The sequence below is a fragment of the Comamonas trifloxystrobinivorans genome (assembly GCF_043359985.1).
Taxonomy (GTDB): domain Bacteria; phylum Pseudomonadota; class Gammaproteobacteria; order Burkholderiales; family Burkholderiaceae_C; genus Comamonas; species Comamonas trifloxystrobinivorans.
In genome coordinates, this window is record NZ_JBHZGV010000002.1 from 340,373 (window position 1) to 360,102 (window position 19,730).

The 19,730-nt window shown below is 58.1% G+C and carries 13 protein-coding genes and 1 CRISPR repeat array; of the genes, 5 read left to right on the forward strand and 8 right to left on the reverse strand.

Translation table 11 applies throughout. The features are described from left to right. Nucleotides 1-33 precede the first annotated feature (33 nt). Nucleotides 34-600 carry a TetR/AcrR family transcriptional regulator gene (locus ACFIQF_RS03245; protein WP_393940025.1) on the reverse strand — a complete coding sequence of 189 codons (567 nt, stop codon included), beginning with the start codon at nucleotides 598-600 and terminating at the stop codon, nucleotides 34-36. Between the two features lie 148 nt (nucleotides 601-748). On the opposite strand from ACFIQF_RS03245, the gene ACFIQF_RS03250 reads away from it, so the two are divergent. Beyond that, nucleotides 749-1,948 carry an MFS transporter gene (locus tag ACFIQF_RS03250; RefSeq protein WP_393939984.1) on the forward strand — a complete coding sequence of 400 codons (1,200 nt, stop codon included), beginning with the start codon at nucleotides 749-751 and terminating at the stop codon, nucleotides 1,946-1,948. 102 nt (nucleotides 1,949-2,050) lie between these two features. On the opposite strand, the gene ACFIQF_RS03255 is transcribed toward ACFIQF_RS03250, so the two are convergent. The 6 genes from ACFIQF_RS03255 to ACFIQF_RS03280 all read right to left on the reverse strand — a co-directional run bounded on the left by ACFIQF_RS03255 (nucleotide 2,051) and on the right by ACFIQF_RS03280 (nucleotide 16,212). Beyond that, nucleotides 2,051-2,752, reverse strand: coding sequence for an ABC transporter ATP-binding protein (locus ACFIQF_RS03255; protein ID WP_393939985.1), 702 nt, complete (start codon nucleotides 2,750-2,752; stop codon nucleotides 2,051-2,053). Between the two features lie 8 nt (nucleotides 2,753-2,760). Continuing rightward, nucleotides 2,761-3,528 (reverse strand): high-affinity branched-chain amino acid ABC transporter ATP-binding protein LivG, encoded by a 768-nt coding sequence (gene livG, locus ACFIQF_RS03260; RefSeq protein WP_393939987.1) that lies wholly within the window; start codon nucleotides 3,526-3,528, stop codon nucleotides 2,761-2,763. Between the two features lie 37 nt (nucleotides 3,529-3,565). Beyond that, nucleotides 3,566-4,792 (reverse strand): high-affinity branched-chain amino acid ABC transporter permease LivM, encoded by a 1,227-nt coding sequence (locus tag ACFIQF_RS03265; RefSeq protein ID WP_393939989.1) that lies wholly within the window; start codon nucleotides 4,790-4,792, stop codon nucleotides 3,566-3,568. Beyond that, nucleotides 4,792-5,715 carry a high-affinity branched-chain amino acid ABC transporter permease LivH gene (gene livH, locus ACFIQF_RS03270; protein ID WP_393939991.1) on the reverse strand — a complete coding sequence of 308 codons (924 nt, stop codon included), beginning with the start codon at nucleotides 5,713-5,715 and terminating at the stop codon, nucleotides 4,792-4,794. The genes ACFIQF_RS03265 and livH overlap by 1 nt, the downstream gene beginning before the upstream one ends. Nucleotides 5,716-5,816: 101 nt before the next feature. Next, nucleotides 5,817-6,941: a high-affinity branched-chain amino acid ABC transporter substrate-binding protein gene (locus ACFIQF_RS03275; protein WP_393939992.1), complete on the reverse strand. Its 1,125-nt coding sequence runs from the start codon at nucleotides 6,939-6,941 to the stop codon at nucleotides 5,817-5,819. A gap of 482 nt (nucleotides 6,942-7,423) precedes the next feature. Beyond that, nucleotides 7,424-13,578: direct repeats of the CRISPR family, unit length 28 nt; unit sequence GTTGTCTGCCGCACAGGCAGCTTAGAAA. Nucleotides 13,579-13,878: 300 nt separating this feature from the next. Further along, the gene (locus ACFIQF_RS03280; protein WP_393939994.1) at nucleotides 13,879-16,212 is read right to left on the reverse strand and encodes an ATP-binding protein; all 2,334 of its coding nucleotides are present in this window, start codon (nucleotides 16,210-16,212) and stop codon (nucleotides 13,879-13,881) included. Nucleotides 16,213-16,558: 346 nt separating this feature from the next. Here ACFIQF_RS03280 and ACFIQF_RS03285 point away from each other — a divergent pair, with 346 nt between their 5' ends. Both ACFIQF_RS03285 and ACFIQF_RS03290 read left to right on the forward strand, forming a co-directional pair. Continuing rightward, nucleotides 16,559-16,852 (forward strand): BrnT family toxin, encoded by a 294-nt coding sequence (locus ACFIQF_RS03285; protein WP_393939996.1) that lies wholly within the window; start codon nucleotides 16,559-16,561, stop codon nucleotides 16,850-16,852. After that, nucleotides 16,842-17,126 carry a hypothetical protein gene (locus ACFIQF_RS03290; RefSeq protein WP_393939998.1) on the forward strand — a complete coding sequence of 95 codons (285 nt, stop codon included), beginning with the start codon at nucleotides 16,842-16,844 and terminating at the stop codon, nucleotides 17,124-17,126. The genes ACFIQF_RS03285 and ACFIQF_RS03290 overlap by 11 nt, the downstream gene beginning before the upstream one ends. A gap of 51 nt (nucleotides 17,127-17,177) precedes the next feature. Here ACFIQF_RS03290 and ACFIQF_RS03295 read toward each other — a convergent pair whose 3' ends face one another. Further along, nucleotides 17,178-18,578, reverse strand: a complete 1,401-nt coding sequence (locus ACFIQF_RS03295; RefSeq protein WP_393940000.1) for an aminotransferase-like domain-containing protein — start codon at nucleotides 18,576-18,578, stop codon at nucleotides 17,178-17,180. Between the two features lie 154 nt (nucleotides 18,579-18,732). Here ACFIQF_RS03295 and ACFIQF_RS03300 point away from each other — a divergent pair, with 154 nt between their 5' ends. Next, nucleotides 18,733-18,960, forward strand: coding sequence for a hypothetical protein (locus ACFIQF_RS03300; RefSeq protein ID WP_393940002.1), 228 nt, complete (start codon nucleotides 18,733-18,735; stop codon nucleotides 18,958-18,960). Between the two features lie 90 nt (nucleotides 18,961-19,050). After that, nucleotides 19,051-19,730 (forward strand): IS5 family transposase (locus ACFIQF_RS03305; RefSeq protein ID WP_393940004.1); only part of this gene is annotated, 680 nt, incomplete at its 3' end.

Consider the following 19,730-nt stretch of genomic DNA (forward strand, 5'->3'; position numbering starts at 1 on the left):
ACCGATACGCGAACCTGCTCGGAATACCCGCTCTCAACGCACCCGCCAGCCTTGCAGCATCAAATCCAACGCCCGCAAAGCTTCGTCCAGGCGGTTGGTGGGTGCGCCTTCTTCGGCAATCCAGAAGGCGGCTTCTATCAAGCAGCCGTTGAGCAGCCGGGCCAGCGCCTGCGCACTGGCGGGCACGATGACGCCCTGCTCCATCAGGCCCTGCAGATAGCTGGCCATGTACTGCACGCATTGCTGGTATTGCTCGCCCTGCTCGGTGCTGGTGAGTACGGCGCGGGCGTCTTGCAGCACGATGCGGCGGATTTCCGGCTCTTGCGCCATGGCCAGATAGGCTTTGCAGTAGGCCAGAAAGCCTTGCCAGGGGTCGGCATGTGAGCGCTGCACCTGCTCCAGGCGCTCGTCCATTTCGGCATCCATCTGCGCCACCACGGCCACCAGCAAACCGGGCTTGCCGCCAAAGTGGTGGTAGAGCGCGCCCCGCGTCAGGCCGGCTTGCGCGGTCAGATCGTCCATCGAAGCCTGGGCATAACCGTGCTCGGCAAAAGCCTGGCGCGCCGCAGCAATGAGCTTGGCGCGTGTGGCTTCAATCATGCTGGCACGACTTTGGCGAACCTGGGCCATGGCGAACTCCTGATGTCATTCACATACAAAACGTATGCCAATGATACACAGCCAACGGGAGCACGTAGAATGCAATTCGCATACACAACGTATGTCAATTGAATGACCTGAGGTTTCCATGTTCCAGACCTACCGCCAACTGTTCAACGCTCCGGGCAGCGCCGGTTTTGTGCTGGCCGGCCTGTTGGCGCGCCTGCCTTTGTCGATGACGGGTATCGGCCTGATCACCATGCTCTCGCAGCAGCGCGGCGCCTACACGTTGGCGGGCATGGCGTCGGCGTGTTTTGCGCTGTCGATTGCCATTTTGGCGCCGCGTATTTCTGCGCTGGTAGACCGCCACGGCCAGTACCGGGTGCTGCCTTTTGCGGCAGCGAGCAACGCCATCTCCATGTTGGCACTGCTGGCCTGCGCACACTGGCAAGGGCCCGATTGGTTGCTGCTGGTGCTGGCAGCCGCTGCCGGCAGTTTGCCCAGCATGCCAGCCATGGTGCGCGCCCGTTGGACAGCCATTTACAGCGGCCAGCCGCAGCTCAAAACCGCATTCGCGCTGGAAGGCGTGCTGGACGATATCGCCTTTATCGTGGGGCCGCCTTTGTCGGTGGGTTTGAGCATGCTGCTTTTCCCCGAGGCCGGGCCGCTGGCTGCAGCGCTGTTTTTGATTGTTGGCGTTGCATTGTTCGTGATTCAGCGCAGCACAGAGCCACCCGTGCGGGCGAGAACAAGTATCGACAAAGCGCCTTCCATGCTGCGCCAACCTTTGGTGCGTACCTTGGCGCTTTTCATGCTGGCGCAAGGCATTATTGTGGGCGTGATCGATGTGGCCAGCGTGGCTTTCGCCACTGCCCAAGGCCAGCCCGGCATGGCCAGCGTGGTGCTGTCGTTTTACGCGCTGGGCTCTTGCGCCATGGGTTTGGTGTTTGGCACGCTGCGTTTGCAAATGCCGCTCTCGCGGCAGATTGTGTGGGTGGGCGCATCCGTCGCCATCTCCGCCTTGCCCTTGCTGTTGGCCAGCAATTTGTTTGCGCTGACGCTGGCTGTGCTGCTGGCTGGCATTACTTTCGGCCCCACGATCACCGTTGCCATGGCGCTGGTAGAGCAGCAAGTGCAAGCCCACCGCCTTACCGAAGGCATGACCTGGCTGTTGACGGGCCTGGCCACCGGCGTAGCGCTGGGTGCAGCGGTGGCGGGCTGGATTATTGACGGCTGGGGCGCGCAAGCTTCTTTCGGGCTGACTCTGCTTGCCGGCGTTGCCATGTGGCTGTGGGGCGTTCAGGCCGGGCGGCATGCCGGCAACCATGGGCTTGCGCAAGCGCGCTGACACCGGTTAATCCAGGCCCATGAAAAAGGCCCCGCGTGAACCGAATATTCACACGGGGCCTCGGTTTCGCGGCAAGTGTTGCAACTTGGTCAGCCGCCCAAGTCAGCCACCCAGATAGGCCTTGCGGATATCTTGGTTGCGCAGCAGGTTGGCGCCGCTGTCTTCCAAGGTGACGCGGCCGGTTTCCAGCACGTAACCACGGTCGGCAATCTGCAGCGCCTGGTTGGCGTTTTGCTCCACCAAAAAGACCGTCACGCCCTGCTCACGCACGGCTTTGATGATCTCGAAGATCTGCGCAATGATCAGCGGCGCCAGGCCCAGCGTGGGTTCGTCGAGCAAAAGCAGGCGCGGCTTGCTCATCAGGGCGCGGCCAATGGCCAGCATTTGCTGCTCGCCACCCGACATGGTGCCGGCGCGCTGGTCGGCGCGCTCTTTGAGGCGCGGGAACAGGCCGTACACGTAGTCAGTGCCTTGGGCGATTTCGTCCTTGCTCAAAAAGAACGCGCCCATCTGCAGGTTCTCTACCACGGTCAGGTCTTTGAAGACGCGGCGACCTTCGGGCGATATGGCAATGCCTTTGCGCATGATCAGGTGCGAGGGCTGGCCCACCAGCTCTTCGCCTTCGAACTTGATCGAGCCGCTGCTCGCCAGCGGGTTGCCGCAGACCGTCATCAGCAAGGTGGTTTTACCCGCGCCATTGCTGCCGATGAGCGAGACGATCTCCCCTTGGTTGACGTGCAGACTGACGCCGTTGACCGCACAAATCGCACCGTAATGCGTGCTGACATTATTGATTTCCAACATCGGCTGCATCACGACTCTCCCAGGTACGCCTTGATCACGCGCTCGTCATTGCGGATCGCTTCGGGCACGCCCAGCGCAATCGGCTTGCCATATTCCATCACCAAAATGCGCTCGGACACGCCCATCACCAGGCTCATGTCGTGCTCAATCAGCAGCACCGTCACACCGAACTCCTTGCGCAGGCGGTCGATCAGGTGCTGCAGCTCCACCTTCTCTTGCGGGTTCAGGCCGGCAGCGGGCTCGTCCAGCATCAAGAGCTTGGGGTTGGTGATCATGCAGCGCGCAATCTCCAACCGGCGCTGGTGGCCGTAGGCCAGGTTGCCCGCTTCGCGGTTGGCGAAAGCGCGCAAACCCATCACATCGAGCCACTGCACGGCCTTCACCTGCGCTTGCTCCTCAGCCGCTTTGTAGGCCTTGGTTTTGAACAGACCCGAGAGCAGGTTGCGCTTGACTTGCTGGTGCTGCGCCACCAGCAGGTTTTCCAGCACCGTCATGCCTTTGAACAAGCGCACGTTCTGGAAGGTGCGCACCACACCGTGGTTGGCCACTTCGTGGCTGGCGAGGCCGGCAATCGACTGGCCGCCCAGCACGATGGAGCCTTCGGTAGGCTTGTAAAAACCGCTGATGCAGTTGAACACCGTGGTCTTGCCAGCACCGTTGGGGCCGATGATGGCGAAGATCTCCTGCGGCTTCACATCGAGCGCCACATGGTCGACTGCCAGCAAGCCGCCAAAGCGCATGCACAGGCCGTCCACCTTCAACATGGATTGACTCATAAACACTTCTCCGTAGTTTGCATTGCCGTGTTTACGGTCACTGTTTCAACTCTTCGTGGTGGCGCTTCATCGGGAACAAGCCCTGCGGACGCCAGACCATCATCAAAATCATCACCAGGCCGAAAATCAGCATGCGGTATTCCGAGAACTCGCGGGCAAACTCGGGCAGCACAGTGATCAAAATGGCCGCAATGATCACACCCAGTTGCGAGCCCATACCGCCCAGCACCACGATCGCCAAGATCAGGGCCGATTCGATAAAGCTGAACGACTCGGGGCTCACGATGCCTTGGCGCGCAGCAAAAAATGCGCCGCCAAAACCGGCAAACATGGCGCCCAGCGTGAAGGCGGAGAGCTTGATCTTGGTGGGGTTCAGACCCAGCGATTTGCAAGCCACCTCGTCCTCGCGCAGCGCCTCCCAGGCGCGGCCGATGGGCATGCGAATCAAACGGTTGCTGATCCACAGCGTTACCAAGGCCAGCACCAGCGCCAGCAGGTAGAGGAAGATCACCATATGCATGGTGTTGAACTCCATGCCCAGCAACTGGTGCAGCGTTTGCCCGCCCTCTTTCGATGCCGAGCGCGTAAGCTCAAAACCGAACAAGGTGGGCTTGGGAATGCTGGAGATGCCATCGGGGCCGCCAGTGAAATCGACCAGATTGACCAAGAGCAGACGGATGATTTCGCCAAAACCCAAGGTCACGATGGCGAGGTAATCGCCGCGCAGGCGCAGCACCGGGAAGCCGAGCAAAAAGCCGAACAGCGCAGCAGCGGCACCCGACAGCGGCAGCGCCTCCCAGAACGACCAGCCAGCCCAGTGGAAAAGCAGCGCATAGGTATAAGCGCCCACGGCGTAGAAGCCGACAAAGCCCAAATCCAGCAAGCCGGCAAAGCCCACCACAATGTTCAGGCCCAAGCCGAGCATCACGTAAATCAGCGCCAGCGTGGCAATGTCTACCGCGTTGCGGCCGCTGAAAAACGGCCAGACGATGGCGGCCACAATCACCAACCACATCAGGGTGGTGCGCGTGCCGCTGCTCATGGTTGGCAGGCTGGGCGCTTTGATGTGCGCCATCTGTTTGGCCAGCATGGGCTTGATCAGCTGCAGCACCAGCACAATCACAAAGCCCCAGATCACCAGGTTCCAGTGGGGCTCAATGTAATTGCGTGCGCCTTTGCGCTCCAGGTGCAGGCCAAAAATAGGCAGCACCACCAGCGCCGCCAGCACGGCGGAGATCAGGGCGTTTTTGAAATTGGCTTTCATCAGACCTTCTCCACCTCGGGCTTGCCGAGCAGACCGGTGGGACGGAACAGCAAGATCAGCACCAGCAGGCCAAAGGCCACGATGTCCTTGTATTCCGACGAGATGTAGGCTGCGGCAAAAGTTTCCGCCACGCCCAACAACACGCCACCGAGCATGGCGCCGGGAATGCTGCCGATACCACCCAGCACCGCCGCCGTGAAAGCCTTGATACCGGCCACAAAACCGATATATGGGTTGAGCTTGCCGATGGCCAGCGCAATCAGCACACCGCCCACCGCGGCCAGCACAGCACCCAGAATAAAGGTGAAGGAAACCACCTTGTTCGTATCAATACCCAGCAGATTAGCCATCTGCATGTCTTGTGCGCAGGCACGCGATGCGCGGCCCATGCGCGAATGTTTGATATAGAGCGTAAGCGCAATCATCAACACCACCGCCACCACAATAATCATGATGCGGGTGTAAGGCACAAACACTTCAAAATCACCCATGTGGAAGTTGAGCGCACCAGGCAACAGCGAAGGCACGGCCATATCGCGCGCGCCCTGACCCAAAGCCACCCAGTTTTGCAAAAAGATCGACATGCCGATGGCCGAGATCAGCGCCACCAAACGTGGGCTGCTACGCAAAGGCTTGTACGCCACCTGCTCGACCGCATAACCATAAACGCCGGTGAGCACCACCGACACCAGCAACATGGCGCCAATCACCACAAACACCGGCAAGCCGCTTTGCGTGCCAATGGCCGACAAGGTCACCAAACCTATGTAGGCGCCGATCATATAAATCTCACCATGGGCGAAATTGATCATTCCGATAATTCCATACACCATCGTGTATCCAATGGCCACCAGCGCGTAAATAGCGCCCAGCGACAAACCATTGAACAACTGCTGTATGAACTGGGGCAAAAAATCATTCATACCATACCGCCTCAATCCCGTTGGCCGCGGTGACGGCCAAAACAAGAAGGCATGGCTCTATGTTTCAGAGCCATGCCCTTCTCTCTTTCACTCAGCCTTGCTTACTTGGTGGCCGCGGTCTTGCTGCCATCCTTGTGCCAGTTGAACACCTGGAAGTCGTAAGCCTTCAGGTCGCCCTTGGCATCCCAAGCCAGATTGCCCAGCGGGGTTTCGAAAGTAGCGGTGTGCAGGTGCTTGGCCACCTTGGCGCCATCATTGCCCACGGCCTTGATGGAATCGGCGATCACCTTCACAGCGGTGTACGAACCCATTTGGAACGAGCCCGAAGGATCACGCTTCTTGTCCTTGAAAGCCTTCACCAGTGCGGCGTTCTTGGGGTTGCTGGCGAAATCGGCCGGCAGCGTGACCAGCATGCCTTCGACAGCAGGGCCAGCGATAGCGTTGATCTCGGGGTTGCCCACGCCTTCTGGGCCCATGATGCGAACCTTCAGGCCTTGCTCAGCCGCTTGGCGCAGCAGCAGACCCATTTCTGGGTGATAGCCGCCGTAGTAAACGAAATCGATACCAGCGCTCTTGAGCTTGGTGATAACGGCCGAGTAATCGCTGTCGCCAGCATTGATACCTTCGAACAGCGCTACGTTCACGCCGTCAGCCTTGAGCGTATCGCGCACGGCGGTGGCAATGCCTTGGCCATACGACTGCTTGTCGTGCAGCACGGCAACCTTCTTAGGCTTGACGGTTTGCGCGATGAACTTGGCGGCAAAAGGACCTTGCTGGTCGTCACGGCCGATAGTGCGGAAGATCGAGGTGAAGTTCTTGCCCTCGGTCAGCGCAGGCGAAGTAGCCGATGGCGTAACCACCACCACACCTTCGTTGTTGTAGATGGGAGCGGCAGCAATGGCTGCGCCCGAGCACACCGGGCCCACCACGTATTGGATCTTGGCGTTCACCACGCGGTTGGCCGCTACCGGGCCTTGCTTGGGCTCGCAAGCGTCGTCCACGATCACGGCTTCCAGCTTGTTGCCGTTCACGCCACCAGCGGCATTGATCTGCTCCAGCGCGGTATCCACACCTTCTTTGACCATATCGCCATATTGCGTCAGAGGACCGGTGGCAGGAATCACCACACCGATCTTGATGTTCTGTGCCTGCGCGGCACCCGCCAGCAGCGCACCAGCCAGACCCACAGTCAACGCCACAGTATTCAGGCGAAACGGTACCTTCATATCTCAGATCCTTTGTAGTAAAAATATTGATCACATGGCATTGTTTCGACAACAACGATCACGCAATGCGGCGAGCTTAGCGGCATACGCAAAATCCGCAACAGGGATGCCTAGGATTGGCAAAACTGTCACTTTTGTGCTAGCGTTTTTGACCCAACTGGACATGCACACAAGCGCTCTTGCAGCAAAAACCGGCTTGCTGCAGCCACATCCAGCCAGTCTGCAGGCATCTGCAGCAAACGCCATACAACTTGCACCAGCGTGGTGCGCGGGGCATGCGTGGGACTGCGGGCTATTCATCCGCTGTTTCGCGCTTTCCTCGGCTGAATCCATTGCTTGACACAGCGCATGCCTGCAGCCCCCTCCGCCGTGACCATCGCAACCCTTTTTCTTTTCGCCAGAGGGGGAAGTGATAAAGGGTCCAAACGGATCAACCGGCGAAAAGACTCTCTACATCAACAAAGTAGCTGTGCTACGCTCCAGTTGTCTGCCGCACAGGCAGCTTAGAAAAATCTCGATCTACGAGAAAGAAACCAGAGAGAGTTGTCTGCCGCACAGGCAGCTTAGAAACGCCCCAGGGGCAGCCGATGGAGTCCACGCGAGTTGTCTGCCGCACAGGCAGCTTAGAAATTTTTGTCCCCTCAGGTGATCCAGTTCCGAATGTTGTCTGCCGCACAGGCAGCTTAGAAACTGTTTTTGTGCCTACCGGCGATCCCGTGCCGGTTGTCTGCCGCACAGGCAGCTTAGAAATCGACGGCAATGAAGTAAAGCTGCGCTTGCAAGTTGTCTGCCGCACAGGCAGCTTAGAAATCCGGCACTTTGTTGTTGGCGATTTCGCTGAAGTTGTCTGCCGCACAGGCAGCTTAGAAATTTGGCCTACGGCCATTAACGTCCATCAGACCGTTGTCTGCCGCACAGGCAGCTTAGAAATACACCGTTCCCCTGAGTTCTTCGCCGTGGGGGTTGTCTGCCGCACAGGCAGCTTAGAAAAAGCGAACCCGATAAGCAAAGGCTTGATATCCGTTGTCTGCCGCACAGGCAGCTTAGAAATGATGGGAAACCTCGCCCTGTTTTTGTGCCTAGTTGTCTGCCGCACAGGCAGCTTAGAAATTGCAGATTTTTTGCGCCAGGGTGAACGCCTGGTTGTCTGCCGCACAGGCAGCTTAGAAATCTGTTACCCCAGGCGTAATATTTGTTGGCGTGTTGTCTGCCGCACAGGCAGCTTAGAAATGGGAGTGGCCCAAGATCAACCAAGGCTACTTGTTGTCTGCCGCACAGGCAGCTTAGAAACAGGCTGTCGTACAGCTGTCGCAGATCGGGTGGTTGTCTGCCGCACAGGCAGCTTAGAAATAGCAGAAACCGCAAACCGCATGTCGCCATGCGTTGTCTGCCGCACAGGCAGCTTAGAAATTCCACCGGTGGCGAAACGCCCGGACGCTGGAGTTGTCTGCCGCACAGGCAGCTTAGAAATAATTTACGCAAATTTAGCGAAAACTAGGGTTGTTGTCTGCCGCACAGGCAGCTTAGAAATTCATGCTTTGCCCTGCTACGCGGCTGTACGAGTTGTCTGCCGCACAGGCAGCTTAGAAACTCAGCATTTCTGCCTTTAACAGTTTTGCCGAGTTGTCTGCCGCACAGGCAGCTTAGAAATTCTTTGCGCTGGTAGAGGCGGCTAGGGGGCGGTTGTCTGCCGCACAGGCAGCTTAGAAAACGCGCCGCACGTGCAGGTGACGGCCCGCAAGGTTGTCTGCCGCACAGGCAGCTTAGAAATACGAACCGCCAACGGCCATTGGCGGTTTTTCGTTGTCTGCCGCACAGGCAGCTTAGAAACATGGCGGTGGCCGCGTGGCACAGAGCAACAAGTTGTCTGCCGCACAGGCAGCTTAGAAACACGCGCCGCAAATTTTCAGCGGCTGGAAAAAGTTGTCTGCCGCACAGGCAGCTTAGAAATACCGCCAGAAGCAGAGAAGCAGCCCGATCCTGTTGTCTGCCGCACAGGCAGCTTAGAAACACTTCATACCGTCCCAAGTGTTTTGGTCGTAGTTGTCTGCCGCACAGGCAGCTTAGAAATTTTCAGTCAAGTCTGCTGCAGGACTACCGGCGTTGTCTGCCGCACAGGCAGCTTAGAAAAAAATGCGCTTCAAGCTCAAAGATGCTCTGCAGTTGTCTGCCGCACAGGCAGCTTAGAAATTGCAGCGGCTGCCCCATGCGGCACGCATGCGGTTGTCTGCCGCACAGGCAGCTTAGAAATCTGCCGAAAGCTGCGTGCCCGAGGGCTATGCAGTTGTCTGCCGCACAGGCAGCTTAGAAACTGGACCCTATGCCGACACTGGCTCCAGTCGGCGTTGTCTGCCGCACAGGCAGCTTAGAAATTGATCGTCGGGTCTTTTTTGATCGAGCTGTCGTTGTCTGCCGCACAGGCAGCTTAGAAATACGGGAATCGCAAGCAGTGGCTTGCGCTTGCGTTGTCTGCCGCACAGGCAGCTTAGAAAAACAACCCGCCAGCAACGCCAGCTAATTGGCGGTTGTCTGCCGCACAGGCAGCTTAGAAACGACACCGCTGATATTTTTGAAAGAACTCACATGTTGTCTGCCGCACAGGCAGCTTAGAAATTACGGAAGGCGCGGCGGGCAGCACGCTCTGCAGTTGTCTGCCGCACAGGCAGCTTAGAAATTGCTTGTTGACTGGGTAACAGCGCCGCCGGGTTGTCTGCCGCACAGGCAGCTTAGAAATCAACCTCCTCAGACAGCGCCCTACTTCTACCGTTGTCTGCCGCACAGGCAGCTTAGAAATCGCGTTGCTGGGCTTTTCAGTGGTCACGATTGTTGTCTGCCGCACAGGCAGCTTAGAAAAATTTCGCGCTTTGTTCGATGTGCGGCTTCTGGTTGTCTGCCGCACAGGCAGCTTAGAAAAAGCACGACCAGCGCAAGAATGGCAACGAGCAGTTGTCTGCCGCACAGGCAGCTTAGAAAAGTCGAACCCCCTGTAATTAATCCGAACCCGCGTTGTCTGCCGCACAGGCAGCTTAGAAAAAGCAAAGTCAGCTTCACGCCATCAGCAGCGGGTTGTCTGCCGCACAGGCAGCTTAGAAAAGGCCGCCGTTGATGCCTTCGAAGAAGTCAAGGTTGTCTGCCGCACAGGCAGCTTAGAAATGTACGGTTTCAACAGCTTGCTTGGGGCGCACGTTGTCTGCCGCACAGGCAGCTTAGAAATTTATGCGGACACCTTACCGCTCGCAGTAGGCTGTTGTCTGCCGCACAGGCAGCTTAGAAAAGTCGAACCCCCTGTAATTAATCCGAACCCGCGTTGTCTGCCGCACAGGCAGCTTAGAAAGGTGACGCAGACCGCGTTCTCTTGCCCGTGATGTTGTCTGCCGCACAGGCAGCTTAGAAAGCCATCGATCAAATCATGGTCAATCTGCAGACGTTGTCTGCCGCACAGGCAGCTTAGAAAGAACCGGCCCACACCCCAGCACAGGAGAAAACGTTGTCTGCCGCACAGGCAGCTTAGAAAACACAACGCAGTGGTAATGGATCACGCCACGCGTTGTCTGCCGCACAGGCAGCTTAGAAATGGGGGAAGTCATCAGGCTCGCAGTAGTCAGCGTTGTCTGCCGCACAGGCAGCTTAGAAACGTCATTCGTGCACCTCAGCGGGTCTTGGCGCGTTGTCTGCCGCACAGGCAGCTTAGAAATTTGGGGGTCTTTATTTAACTGCGCTCACCCCGTTGTCTGCCGCACAGGCAGCTTAGAAAGCTTAGCGGCCCGTTCCTTATTCGCTTCTTCCCGTTGTCTGCCGCACAGGCAGCTTAGAAAATTGATGCCATCGAAGAAGTCAAGGGCCAGATGTTGTCTGCCGCACAGGCAGCTTAGAAAAGATTGCGCGGAGCAAGTCGTAGCTTTTCATGCGTTGTCTGCCGCACAGGCAGCTTAGAAAAGCTGGGAATGCAGGCTCACCGCCGCCGATTGGTTGTCTGCCGCACAGGCAGCTTAGAAAGATGGCGTATGACCCAGCAAGCGATTTGACTGGTTGTCTGCCGCACAGGCAGCTTAGAAACAGTCCGGAGGAGGCTTGCATCTATGCATTTGGTTGTCTGCCGCACAGGCAGCTTAGAAATGGCGCTGTGGCGCCGTGTTGTTAATCACCAGGTTGTCTGCCGCACAGGCAGCTTAGAAACGGCGCATTCGGGTTGTATTTTGGATTCGGCAGTTGTCTGCCGCACAGGCAGCTTAGAAAGTGCAATACAAGCGCCCCGGCTTGCGATGAAGGTTGTCTGCCGCACAGGCAGCTTAGAAACGCTTGTACTCAATGTCAAATGAGTACAAGCCGTTGTCTGCCGCACAGGCAGCTTAGAAATGAGGCACATACGGGACGCTCAGCGATAGCGCGTTGTCTGCCGCACAGGCAGCTTAGAAATGAGGCACATACGGGACGCTCAGCGATAGCGCGTTGTCTGCCGCACAGGCAGCTTAGAAATGAGGCACATACGGGACGCTCAGCGATAGCGCGTTGTCTGCCGCACAGGCAGCTTAGAAATGAGGCACATACGGGACGCTCAGCGATAGCGCGTTGTCTGCCGCACAGGCAGCTTAGAAAGAAGGAGGATGCGGATTTGTGCGAAAAGCACCGTTGTCTGCCGCACAGGCAGCTTAGAAAAGTTTCAGCGGATCGCCTTGCAGGGTGATGCCGTTGTCTGCCGCACAGGCAGCTTAGAAAAAAAACCACCATCACCCGCCAAACGGGCGACCGTTGTCTGCCGCACAGGCAGCTTAGAAAAGATCACCTTGACTGGTGAGTTCCTTCGCAAGGTTGTCTGCCGCACAGGCAGCTTAGAAATGGGCGGCGCTTGCTGAAATGGTGCAGTATCTGTTGTCTGCCGCACAGGCAGCTTAGAAAATATTGCGCGTCAAGTCATCTGCGGGCGAGGGGTTGTCTGCCGCACAGGCAGCTTAGAAAGTTATAGCCATCAGCATTTGAGCTACCACTAAGTTGTCTGCCGCACAGGCAGCTTAGAAATCACGTTCACGGGCGCCATTCAGGGCTCCTTGGTTGTCTGCCGCACAGGCAGCTTAGAAAATGAAGGTTTGGGAATCTGCATTGAGCAAATTGTTGTCTGCCGCACAGGCAGCTTAGAAAAAAAGACGGTGACATAAAACCGAATGCTGGTGGTTGCCTGCCGCACAGGCAGCTTAGAAATCAAGGGTTTGAGCGAGGAAGAAGCCGCCGCCGTTGTCTGCCGCACAGGCAGCTTAGAAAGTCACGAGCGTTATCTGCCACATTCCACCTTTGTTGTCTGCCGCACAGGCAGCTTAGAAAATTCAGTGGCCGACGCTGTGTCTCCGGGCCCGGTTGTCTGCCGCACAGGCAGCTTAGAAATGGCTGAGCGAGAACAAGGGCAAGCTGTATGCGTTGTCTGCCGCACAGGCAGCTTAGAAAAACAGCGCCTAAAATTTTGTCGCCTACTCCGCGTTGTCTGCCGCACAGGCAGCTTAGAAAAATGGCCGTATGCATGGGCAGACGAAATGCTCGTTGTCTGCCGCACAGGCAGCTTAGAAAGAACCTGATCCCCCTGGAAGGTCTGGCACAGCGTTGTCTGCCGCACAGGCAGCTTAGAAAACCGGAAATACCCTCCTGCAAAAGCTCTGGATGTTGTCTGCCGCACAGGCAGCTTAGAAATGGGCGTCGTAGCGCACTTTGTTTTGCGGGCCGTTGTCTGCCGCACAGGCAGCTTAGAAATTGCGCTGGCGGTTGACTTCATTGAATCGGCCGTTGTCTGCCGCACAGGCAGCTTAGAAATGATTGCCAAGCTGGCCGACCAGAATGCAGCCGTTGTCTGCCGCACAGGCAGCTTAGAAAAATCTGGACGAAGAGGGCGACGGCAGCCGACGGTTGTCTGCCGCACAGGCAGCTTAGAAAATGGGACGCAAGAGCTCCATTCACCGGCTGCCGTTGTCTGCCGCACAGGCAGCTTAGAAAATCGGGCGAGGGCTTCCCCGAAACCAGCGCTGGTTGTCTGCCGCACAGGCAGCTTAGAAAGTAGGAGAAGTGATAGGAGCGCTGACGCACGAGTTGTCTGCCGCACAGGCAGCTTAGAAAGCGTGGCAAATGGGTCTTTGAGCGACAGAATCGTTGTCTGCCGCACAGGCAGCTTAGAAAATGCCAACGCGACCGCCACATCGACAGAGAGAGTTGTCTGCCGCACAGGCAGCTTAGAAACTAATCTTGAAGAACGCGATGCGCTGTTGATTGTTGTCTGCCGCACAGGCAGCTTAGAAATTGAAGGCAACAGTATCGGACAGCCTGAGGCCGTTGTCTGCCGCACAGGCAGCTTAGAAAATGTATGCAGACCCAATCCACATTCGATCGAAGGTTGTCTGCCGCACAGGCAGCTTAGAAACGAAGCCAAAGCCTGAGATCAGCACAGGCCACGTTGTCTGCCGCACAGGCAGCTTAGAAATTCCAATACCTCATAGTTGACGGAATTTAACAGTTGTCTGCCGCACAGGCAGCTTAGAAAAACACCCTCGCTAACGCGTCGCCGTGGGACAAGTTGTCTGCCGCACAGGCAGCTTAGAAACAATGCGTTGGCTTTGTCCGGCACGGCCGGCGGTTGTCTGCCGCACAGGCAGCTTAGAAAGCTGAGAGCCTGCCGGCACGGTTGCAGACAACGCCACCCCGAGTTTGCGCCCTCCCCATGGCGTGCACCTTGTCTTGGGCAGCGTTGCTTTGCGCCACGGCATGCTCTAGACTTGGCCCGTTCTCTGTAGAGTCGCCCAGGGTCACACCGTGGGGTGGCGCGAGGGTCGCTCGAGAGCCAGCTTGCTGCGCTCTTGTTGGCCGGTTTGAGCGGCTGCAGGTGCAGCCACGCCCAATTCTGTCCTCGCGAAGCAAGCGCGATTAAAAGCAAGGGCAGGTAACTCCCCCCTGCCCCACTCTCTCAGCGCACAAACCCGATTGAGGTCTGCTCCCGCACTTCGGGCTTGATGCGGTGTTCGGCTTCCAGTTGCTCGATGAACTCTTCCACCGAGAACTCGGCCGCCAGAATGTCGCACTGCCTTTTAACCGCCGCAAAATCGCCAGGGGCGAGCTGCGACAGTTTGGCCAGGCGGCGGCGGACTTCGGGCGTGAGCTTCTGCTCATCACCGGCCAGCGCCTCGGTGACGAACATCCTCTCCCGCTGCTCGGCGGTGAGCGGCATGAACTTGATTTTGAAGGTAAAGCGGCGCAGCGCGGCCTGGTCAATGCGGTCCAGCAGGTTGGTGGTGCAGATGAACACGCCATCGTGGCGCTCCATTTGCTGCAGCATTTCGTTCACCTCGGTCACCTCGTAGCTGCGTTGCGCACCGCGGCGGTCCATCAAAAAGCTGTCGGCCTCATCCAGCAGCAGCACGGCTTTTTCCTGGGTGGCTTCGGCAAACATGGCGGCCATGTTTTGCTCGGTTTCGCCCACATACTTGCTCACTAGATCGCTGGCTTGCTTGACGATGAGCGGCTTGCCCAGATGCTCGGCAATGAACTCGCCCAGCGCGGTTTTGCCGGTGCCGGGCGCGCCGTAAAAGCACAGGGCACCGTGGCCGCGCGCTTTCAGCGCATCGACAATGCGTGGGATCTCAAAGCGGGTTTCAACGTTGAGCATGCCCAGGTCGTAGGTGGTGACTTGGCGGCGGCCTTTTTTGCCGCCGTCGGGTTTACGACCCAGCGCGGCATCAGAGTTTTTGAGCTGGCGCTCGATCAGGGCTTCGAAGGCTTCTCCACCCACTTCCGGGCCCGCGTGTGCCAAGTCGGCAAAGCGCACGGCGGTGCGGATTTGCGCGGGGGTGAGGCCCTTGCGCTCGGTGAGCTTGGCCACAAAAGCCTCGCTCACCGCCACACCGTCCAAGGTTTTGCGGATGAGCTGCTCCCGCGCACCGGGCGGCGGCGATTTCAGCTCCAAGTGGTAGGCAAAACGGCGGCGAAAAGCCGGGTCGATCTGCTCGATGCGGTTGGTCACCCAGAGCGTGGGCACCGGGTTGGATTCCAGAATCTGGTTGACCCAGGCCTTGCCATTGACCAAGTGACCAATGGCCGGGCTCGGAGCCTGCTGCTCTGCACGCGCCAACAGGCCCGCCGCGTCCACGCTGATGGGCGGGAACACGTCTTCCACTTCGTCAAAAAGCAGTGCGGCAGCTTCGGCGCCTTTGAGGAACACCTGCGCGATTTGCAACGAGCGATAGCGGTCGCGGCCCGAGAGGCTGTTGCCATCGCGGTCGGCATATTCCACCTCAAACAAATCCAAACCAGCTTCCCGCGCCACCACTTTTGCCAGCTCGGTTTTGCCGGTGCCGGGCGGGCCGTACAGCAACACGTTCACGCCCACGGCCTTGGTCTGTTTGGCTTTGCGCAGCAGGTGGACCAGCACTTGCACATCGTCACCGACAAACTCAAAGTCGTTGGCCTTGAGCTCGCTGGGCACGGCGGGGCGTGTGAACACGGCCATTAGCTCGGCTCGGTTGCGGTACTCGCGCATCAGCACGGGCGGCAGTTTTTCGCTGACCTTCATGAGGTCGGCCAGGTCGGTAATGCTTTGCTCGGACAGCAGATTTTCCACCAGGCCAATGCGCTCCAGCCGGCCACCGGCGCGCAAGGCCTCGGCCACTTCTGAGGCGGGTACGCCAGCGAGATCGGCGATAGCCGCGTAGGCCTCCGGTGCGTTGTTCACCTTGAACTCCACGAGCACGCTACGCAAGTCACGCTGGTGGCGCGCCAGCGTGCCGTACAGCAGCAAAGCGCGCTCGGCCTTGTTCAGCTGCAGCAGGTTAGCGAGCGAATCGATGTTTTTCTCGACCAGGGTCGACTGTTTTTTGAGCGCATGGCTCAGCCACTGCGCCGTGCTGGTGAGCAGGGTCAGCAGGTCTTTGGGCGCATCTTTGGCGTATTCATCCATGTAGTAGAAAAGCGAGCCCTCTTCATAGGGGCCACGCCAGACGCCATGGCGCTCCATGAACTCCGCATTGCTGAGCTGCTCTTGCCCACGCCAGACCTCGTTGTCTTTGCAGCGGCGCGCCAGAAAGCCGCGCACGCGGGCCAGTACCGCCTCGGGCCACATCAGGTGCCGGCCGGCCAGGGCCATCAAACCATTGATGTCGCGACGCACATTGAACTTGGAGCCCTGCTTGGTGGCCAGGGCCAACACAAAATGGGAACACATCAAATCCAGCACAGGCGCTGCCTGCAAACCGGGCGATGCAACCATGCCCGCTGGTTCCTGAAACTCAATGGCGCGTTTAGGCATTCAAGGATCTCCTTCTGAAGCTCCGGACAAGTTCCCCCATAACGCGATCCGAAACCCGCAAGATGACAGACAGAAGCCACCTGAAGCCGGTACTTTCGCGCTGGAATGTCAACTATTTTGCAGGTTTGCGGCGACTGGGGGAAGAGCATTTAATGCACATCAATGAAAAACCGCGAAGTAGTTATCAAATGCTATTTTTTGCAATGAACGAACGCCTACTCCGCCCATGCTGATGCGTGTTTTTCTCCAAGTCACAAGTGGGTAATTGGCATTGCGGCAAACCTCTCTGATCAATCGACAGGCTCAGACTTTGTATTGACAAAGTAAATAAAATCACCTACTATCCATGAACATTCAGTACGAACTAAACGGCGAGCTGTTCGTCTGGAACCAAGAGAAAGCCGAGCTGAACTGGCGCAAACATGGCGTGCAGTTTGAGGAGGCTGCGGCGGTTTTCTTCGATCCATTCTTCGTGCTCACAGACGCATCGCGCAACGATGAGGCGCGTAATGCGGCGATAGGCTTCGACTCCCAGGCCCGCCTTCTGTTCGTGGTGCACGTCGAGATCGAAGACACCTGCATTCGCCTCATTTCCGCGCGCCGCGCCGATCCCCACGAGGAGAAAATCTATGTTGACTGAACGCCTGAAAAACCGCCTGAACAAGGATCGGCCCATGACCTCGATCACCATGCGCATTCCGGTTGACGTGGTCGACTCGCTCAAACTCATTGCGCCACAGCGGGGCTTCTCCGGGTACCAGACACTCATCAAGTCGTACCTGAGCGAGGGCTTGCGCCGTGATGAGCGGCAGTTTGCAGCCGTGGCCCACGCTCGGTTGATCGAAGCCCTCAAGCGCCAAGGCGTCCCGGAAGAAGTCATTGCCCAGGCCGAGCGCGAAGCAAGCACGGCCTGATGCAAACTCCCCAGCCGACTTGGCCGCGTCTGCTGATAGCTCAACAAAACATCAAACCACCGCCGTATTGAACGATTCTGGCCGCTGCGCGAGCAAATGGGACAAGCGCTGCAGGCCCGCCTGCAAACGGCCACGGTCTTTGATGCTGCCCAAAGAGATGCGAATAGCATTGACGGGCTCGCCGCCCGCAGCAAAGGCATCCGCCGGCGTGACGGCAATGCCGTCCCTGTCGGCAGCACGCGCAAGCTGTGAAGGGCTCCAATACCTCGGCAGCTCAAGCCACACGTGCAGGCCATCGCCAGCACCGGTGTAGCGCCCAGACAGAATATCTCTGGCCATCCAATGGCGCAGGCGCGCCTCTTGGCGGATTCCTTCCATCAGGCCATTTGCCGAACCGTCGAAGATCCACTGCGTGGCCAGTGCAGCCGTCAAAGGCGCAACCATCAGCGCGAATGACCGAAGCGCCACCAGAAAACGCTCGCGCTCATGCGGATCCCGAATCAGCACAAAGGCAACCCGCAAGCCGGGCGTCAAACATTTCGACAAGGTGGCGATGTAATACACCTGCTCCGGCAACAAGGCGGCAATGGGCGGCGGCGGCGCATCGGCCAACAGCCAATAGGGATCGTCCTCAACAATCCTCACCTTGCAGCGCTTGGCGACGCTCGCAATCTCTTTGCGCCGGCGTAGCGGCATGGTGACAGCCGTCGGGTTCTGCAAGGTCGGGTTGAGGTAAACCAGCTTGGCTGGATGCAGGCGGTAGGCTTGCTCCAGCATCTCGGGCAGCATTCCGTGCTGGTCTGCCTCCACAGCGATGATGCGCCTGCCGAACTGGTTTGCTGCAGTGCGTAAGCCCGGATAAACCGTGGGCTCAGTCAGGATGGCATCGCCAGGCTCCGTCAGCGCCAGAATCAGGGCTGCAATCGCCGCTTGCGCACCCGGACAAACAACGACCTGCCCGGCATTCAACTCACCAAACATCGGCTCCAGCCATTTGGCACCCGCTTGGCGGTCCGCATCGCTGCCTCCACCCAAGTGGTAGTTCATCAGCAATTGGGCGTCCGCCCGCATCAATACCTGGGACAGCCCTTGCTTGACCAGGTCGTCACAGTCCACACCATCCGGCGGCGGCGGCGTGTTCATACTCAGATCAAGGGCCGAAGCGAGCTCCACCTTCGGCGCGGCCACGTAGGTACCCCGGGCACCGCGCCCTTCCAACAGGTGTCGGCGCCGGGCTTCGTCGTACGCGCGTGTTACCGTTGTCAGATCAACTTTCAACTGCGCTGCCAACAAGCGCTGCGGCGGCAAACGGTCGCCTGGCTTCAGCGTCCCGCCCGCCACCGCTGCCTGCAAGGCATCCGCAATCTGCAAAAAACGGGGCCCGCCCTGGAACACCAATGGCGGCAACCAGAGTGGCAGATCTTCCGCTTGTATGGATTTTGACTGGGACATTTTGTCTCTATGTATGGATATTGCTTCCCAGTACTATGCACCAGAACGTACAGCCACAGCATGCTTGCAGGCCGTGGCTGGCGTGTCCGCACCGACCTTCATGAGGCGGTGCTTTCCACGATAGAGCAGCCATTAGTCAGCCGGAAATACCCAAATGATCGATTGGATCCCTGTAGTCTTTGTCACCTTCAAGGTGCTGATGTTCGGCACCTGTATGTTCTTCGCCATCAAGTGGCACTTCGACCAAGGTAAACACGGCAAAGATAAACGCGCCGTACTGCGCGCAGGCGGCATGGTTGCCACCGCCTTCCTGCTGGGGCTACTGATCCTGGGCTCCATCGCCTTCGTACTTGCCAAATCGTTCGGGCTGGATTTGAGCTGATTGGCTAAATGGGTGGCCAGCCCGGGACAGTTTGGACGCGTGGGGGCGTTGTTGCATAAATCGTTGCTCTTCCAGCGGTAGGCTTGCTGCATGAGTCAGCCCCGCAAACCCCGCTATAGAACCAGCAACTGGAAGCAGTACAACGCATCCCTCAAAGCTCGAGGCTCTTTGACGGTGTGGCTGGACAAGGGTATGTGCTGGTTTGCCACGGCAAGTGGCAAACGCGGACGCAGTCGGAAGTTCTCTGATGCAGCAATCCAATTTTGTTTGACGCTCAAGAACCTGTTTGGCTTGGCACTGCGGCAGACCACGGGTTTTGCCGAGTCGGTGCTGCATTTGTGTGGGCTTGCTTGGCCGGTACCTGACTTCAGCACGCTGTGCCGGCGCCAGCTCGATTTGAATGTACAAGTGCCGTACACACGCAGCCAAGCGGGACTGCATTTGCTGGTTGATTCAACGGGAATCAAGTTCTTGGGTGAAGGCGAGTGGAAATGCAAAAAGCATGGCCCTGAGCGTCGTCGGCAATGGCGCAAGTTGCACATTGGCATTGATGCCCAGACGCTACAGGTCAGGGCTATCTGCGTGACATCCAACAACGTCAGTGATGCAGCAGTGATACCGGATTTGCTGCAGCAATTGCCCGAAGATGAGGTGCTGGAGAGCCTAACGGGCGACGGCGCTTACGACACGCAACCAGTCCATGAAGAAGTCATCAAGCGAGGAGGTATTCCCATTATTCCTCCTCGCAAGAATGCTCGAATACGCAAAGG

Bases quoted from the DNA above. Each gene is read 5' to 3' on its own strand.
- ACFIQF_RS03275 (WP_393939992.1), bottom strand. From the start codon at position 6,941: ATGAAGGTACCGTTTCGCCTGAATACTGTGGCGTTGACTGTGGGTCTG.
- livG (WP_393939987.1), bottom strand. From the start codon at position 3,528: ATGAGTCAATCCATGTTGAAGGTGGACGGCCTGTGCATGCGCTTTGGC.
- ACFIQF_RS03245 (WP_393940025.1), bottom strand. From the start codon at position 600: ATGATTGAAGCCACACGCGCCAAGCTCATTGCTGCGGCGCGCCAGGCT.
- ACFIQF_RS03300 (WP_393940002.1), top strand. From the start codon at position 18,733: ATGATCGATTGGATCCCTGTAGTCTTTGTCACCTTCAAGGTGCTGATG.
- ACFIQF_RS03280 (WP_393939994.1), bottom strand. From the start codon at position 16,212: ATGCCTAAACGCGCCATTGAGTTTCAGGAACCAGCGGGCATGGTTGCA.
- ACFIQF_RS03250 (WP_393939984.1), top strand. From the start codon at position 749: ATGTTCCAGACCTACCGCCAACTGTTCAACGCTCCGGGCAGCGCCGGT.
- livH (WP_393939991.1), bottom strand. From the start codon at position 5,715: ATGAATGATTTTTTGCCCCAGTTCATACAGCAGTTGTTCAATGGTTTG.
- ACFIQF_RS03295 (WP_393940000.1), bottom strand. From the start codon at position 18,578: ATGTCCCAGTCAAAATCCATACAAGCGGAAGATCTGCCACTCTGGTTG.
- ACFIQF_RS03285 (WP_393939996.1), top strand. From the start codon at position 16,559: ATGAACATTCAGTACGAACTAAACGGCGAGCTGTTCGTCTGGAACCAA.
- ACFIQF_RS03290 (WP_393939998.1), top strand. From the start codon at position 16,842: ATGTTGACTGAACGCCTGAAAAACCGCCTGAACAAGGATCGGCCCATG.
- ACFIQF_RS03265 (WP_393939989.1), bottom strand. From the start codon at position 4,792: ATGAAAGCCAATTTCAAAAACGCCCTGATCTCCGCCGTGCTGGCGGCG.
- ACFIQF_RS03255 (WP_393939985.1), bottom strand. From the start codon at position 2,752: ATGTTGGAAATCAATAATGTCAGCACGCATTACGGTGCGATTTGTGCG.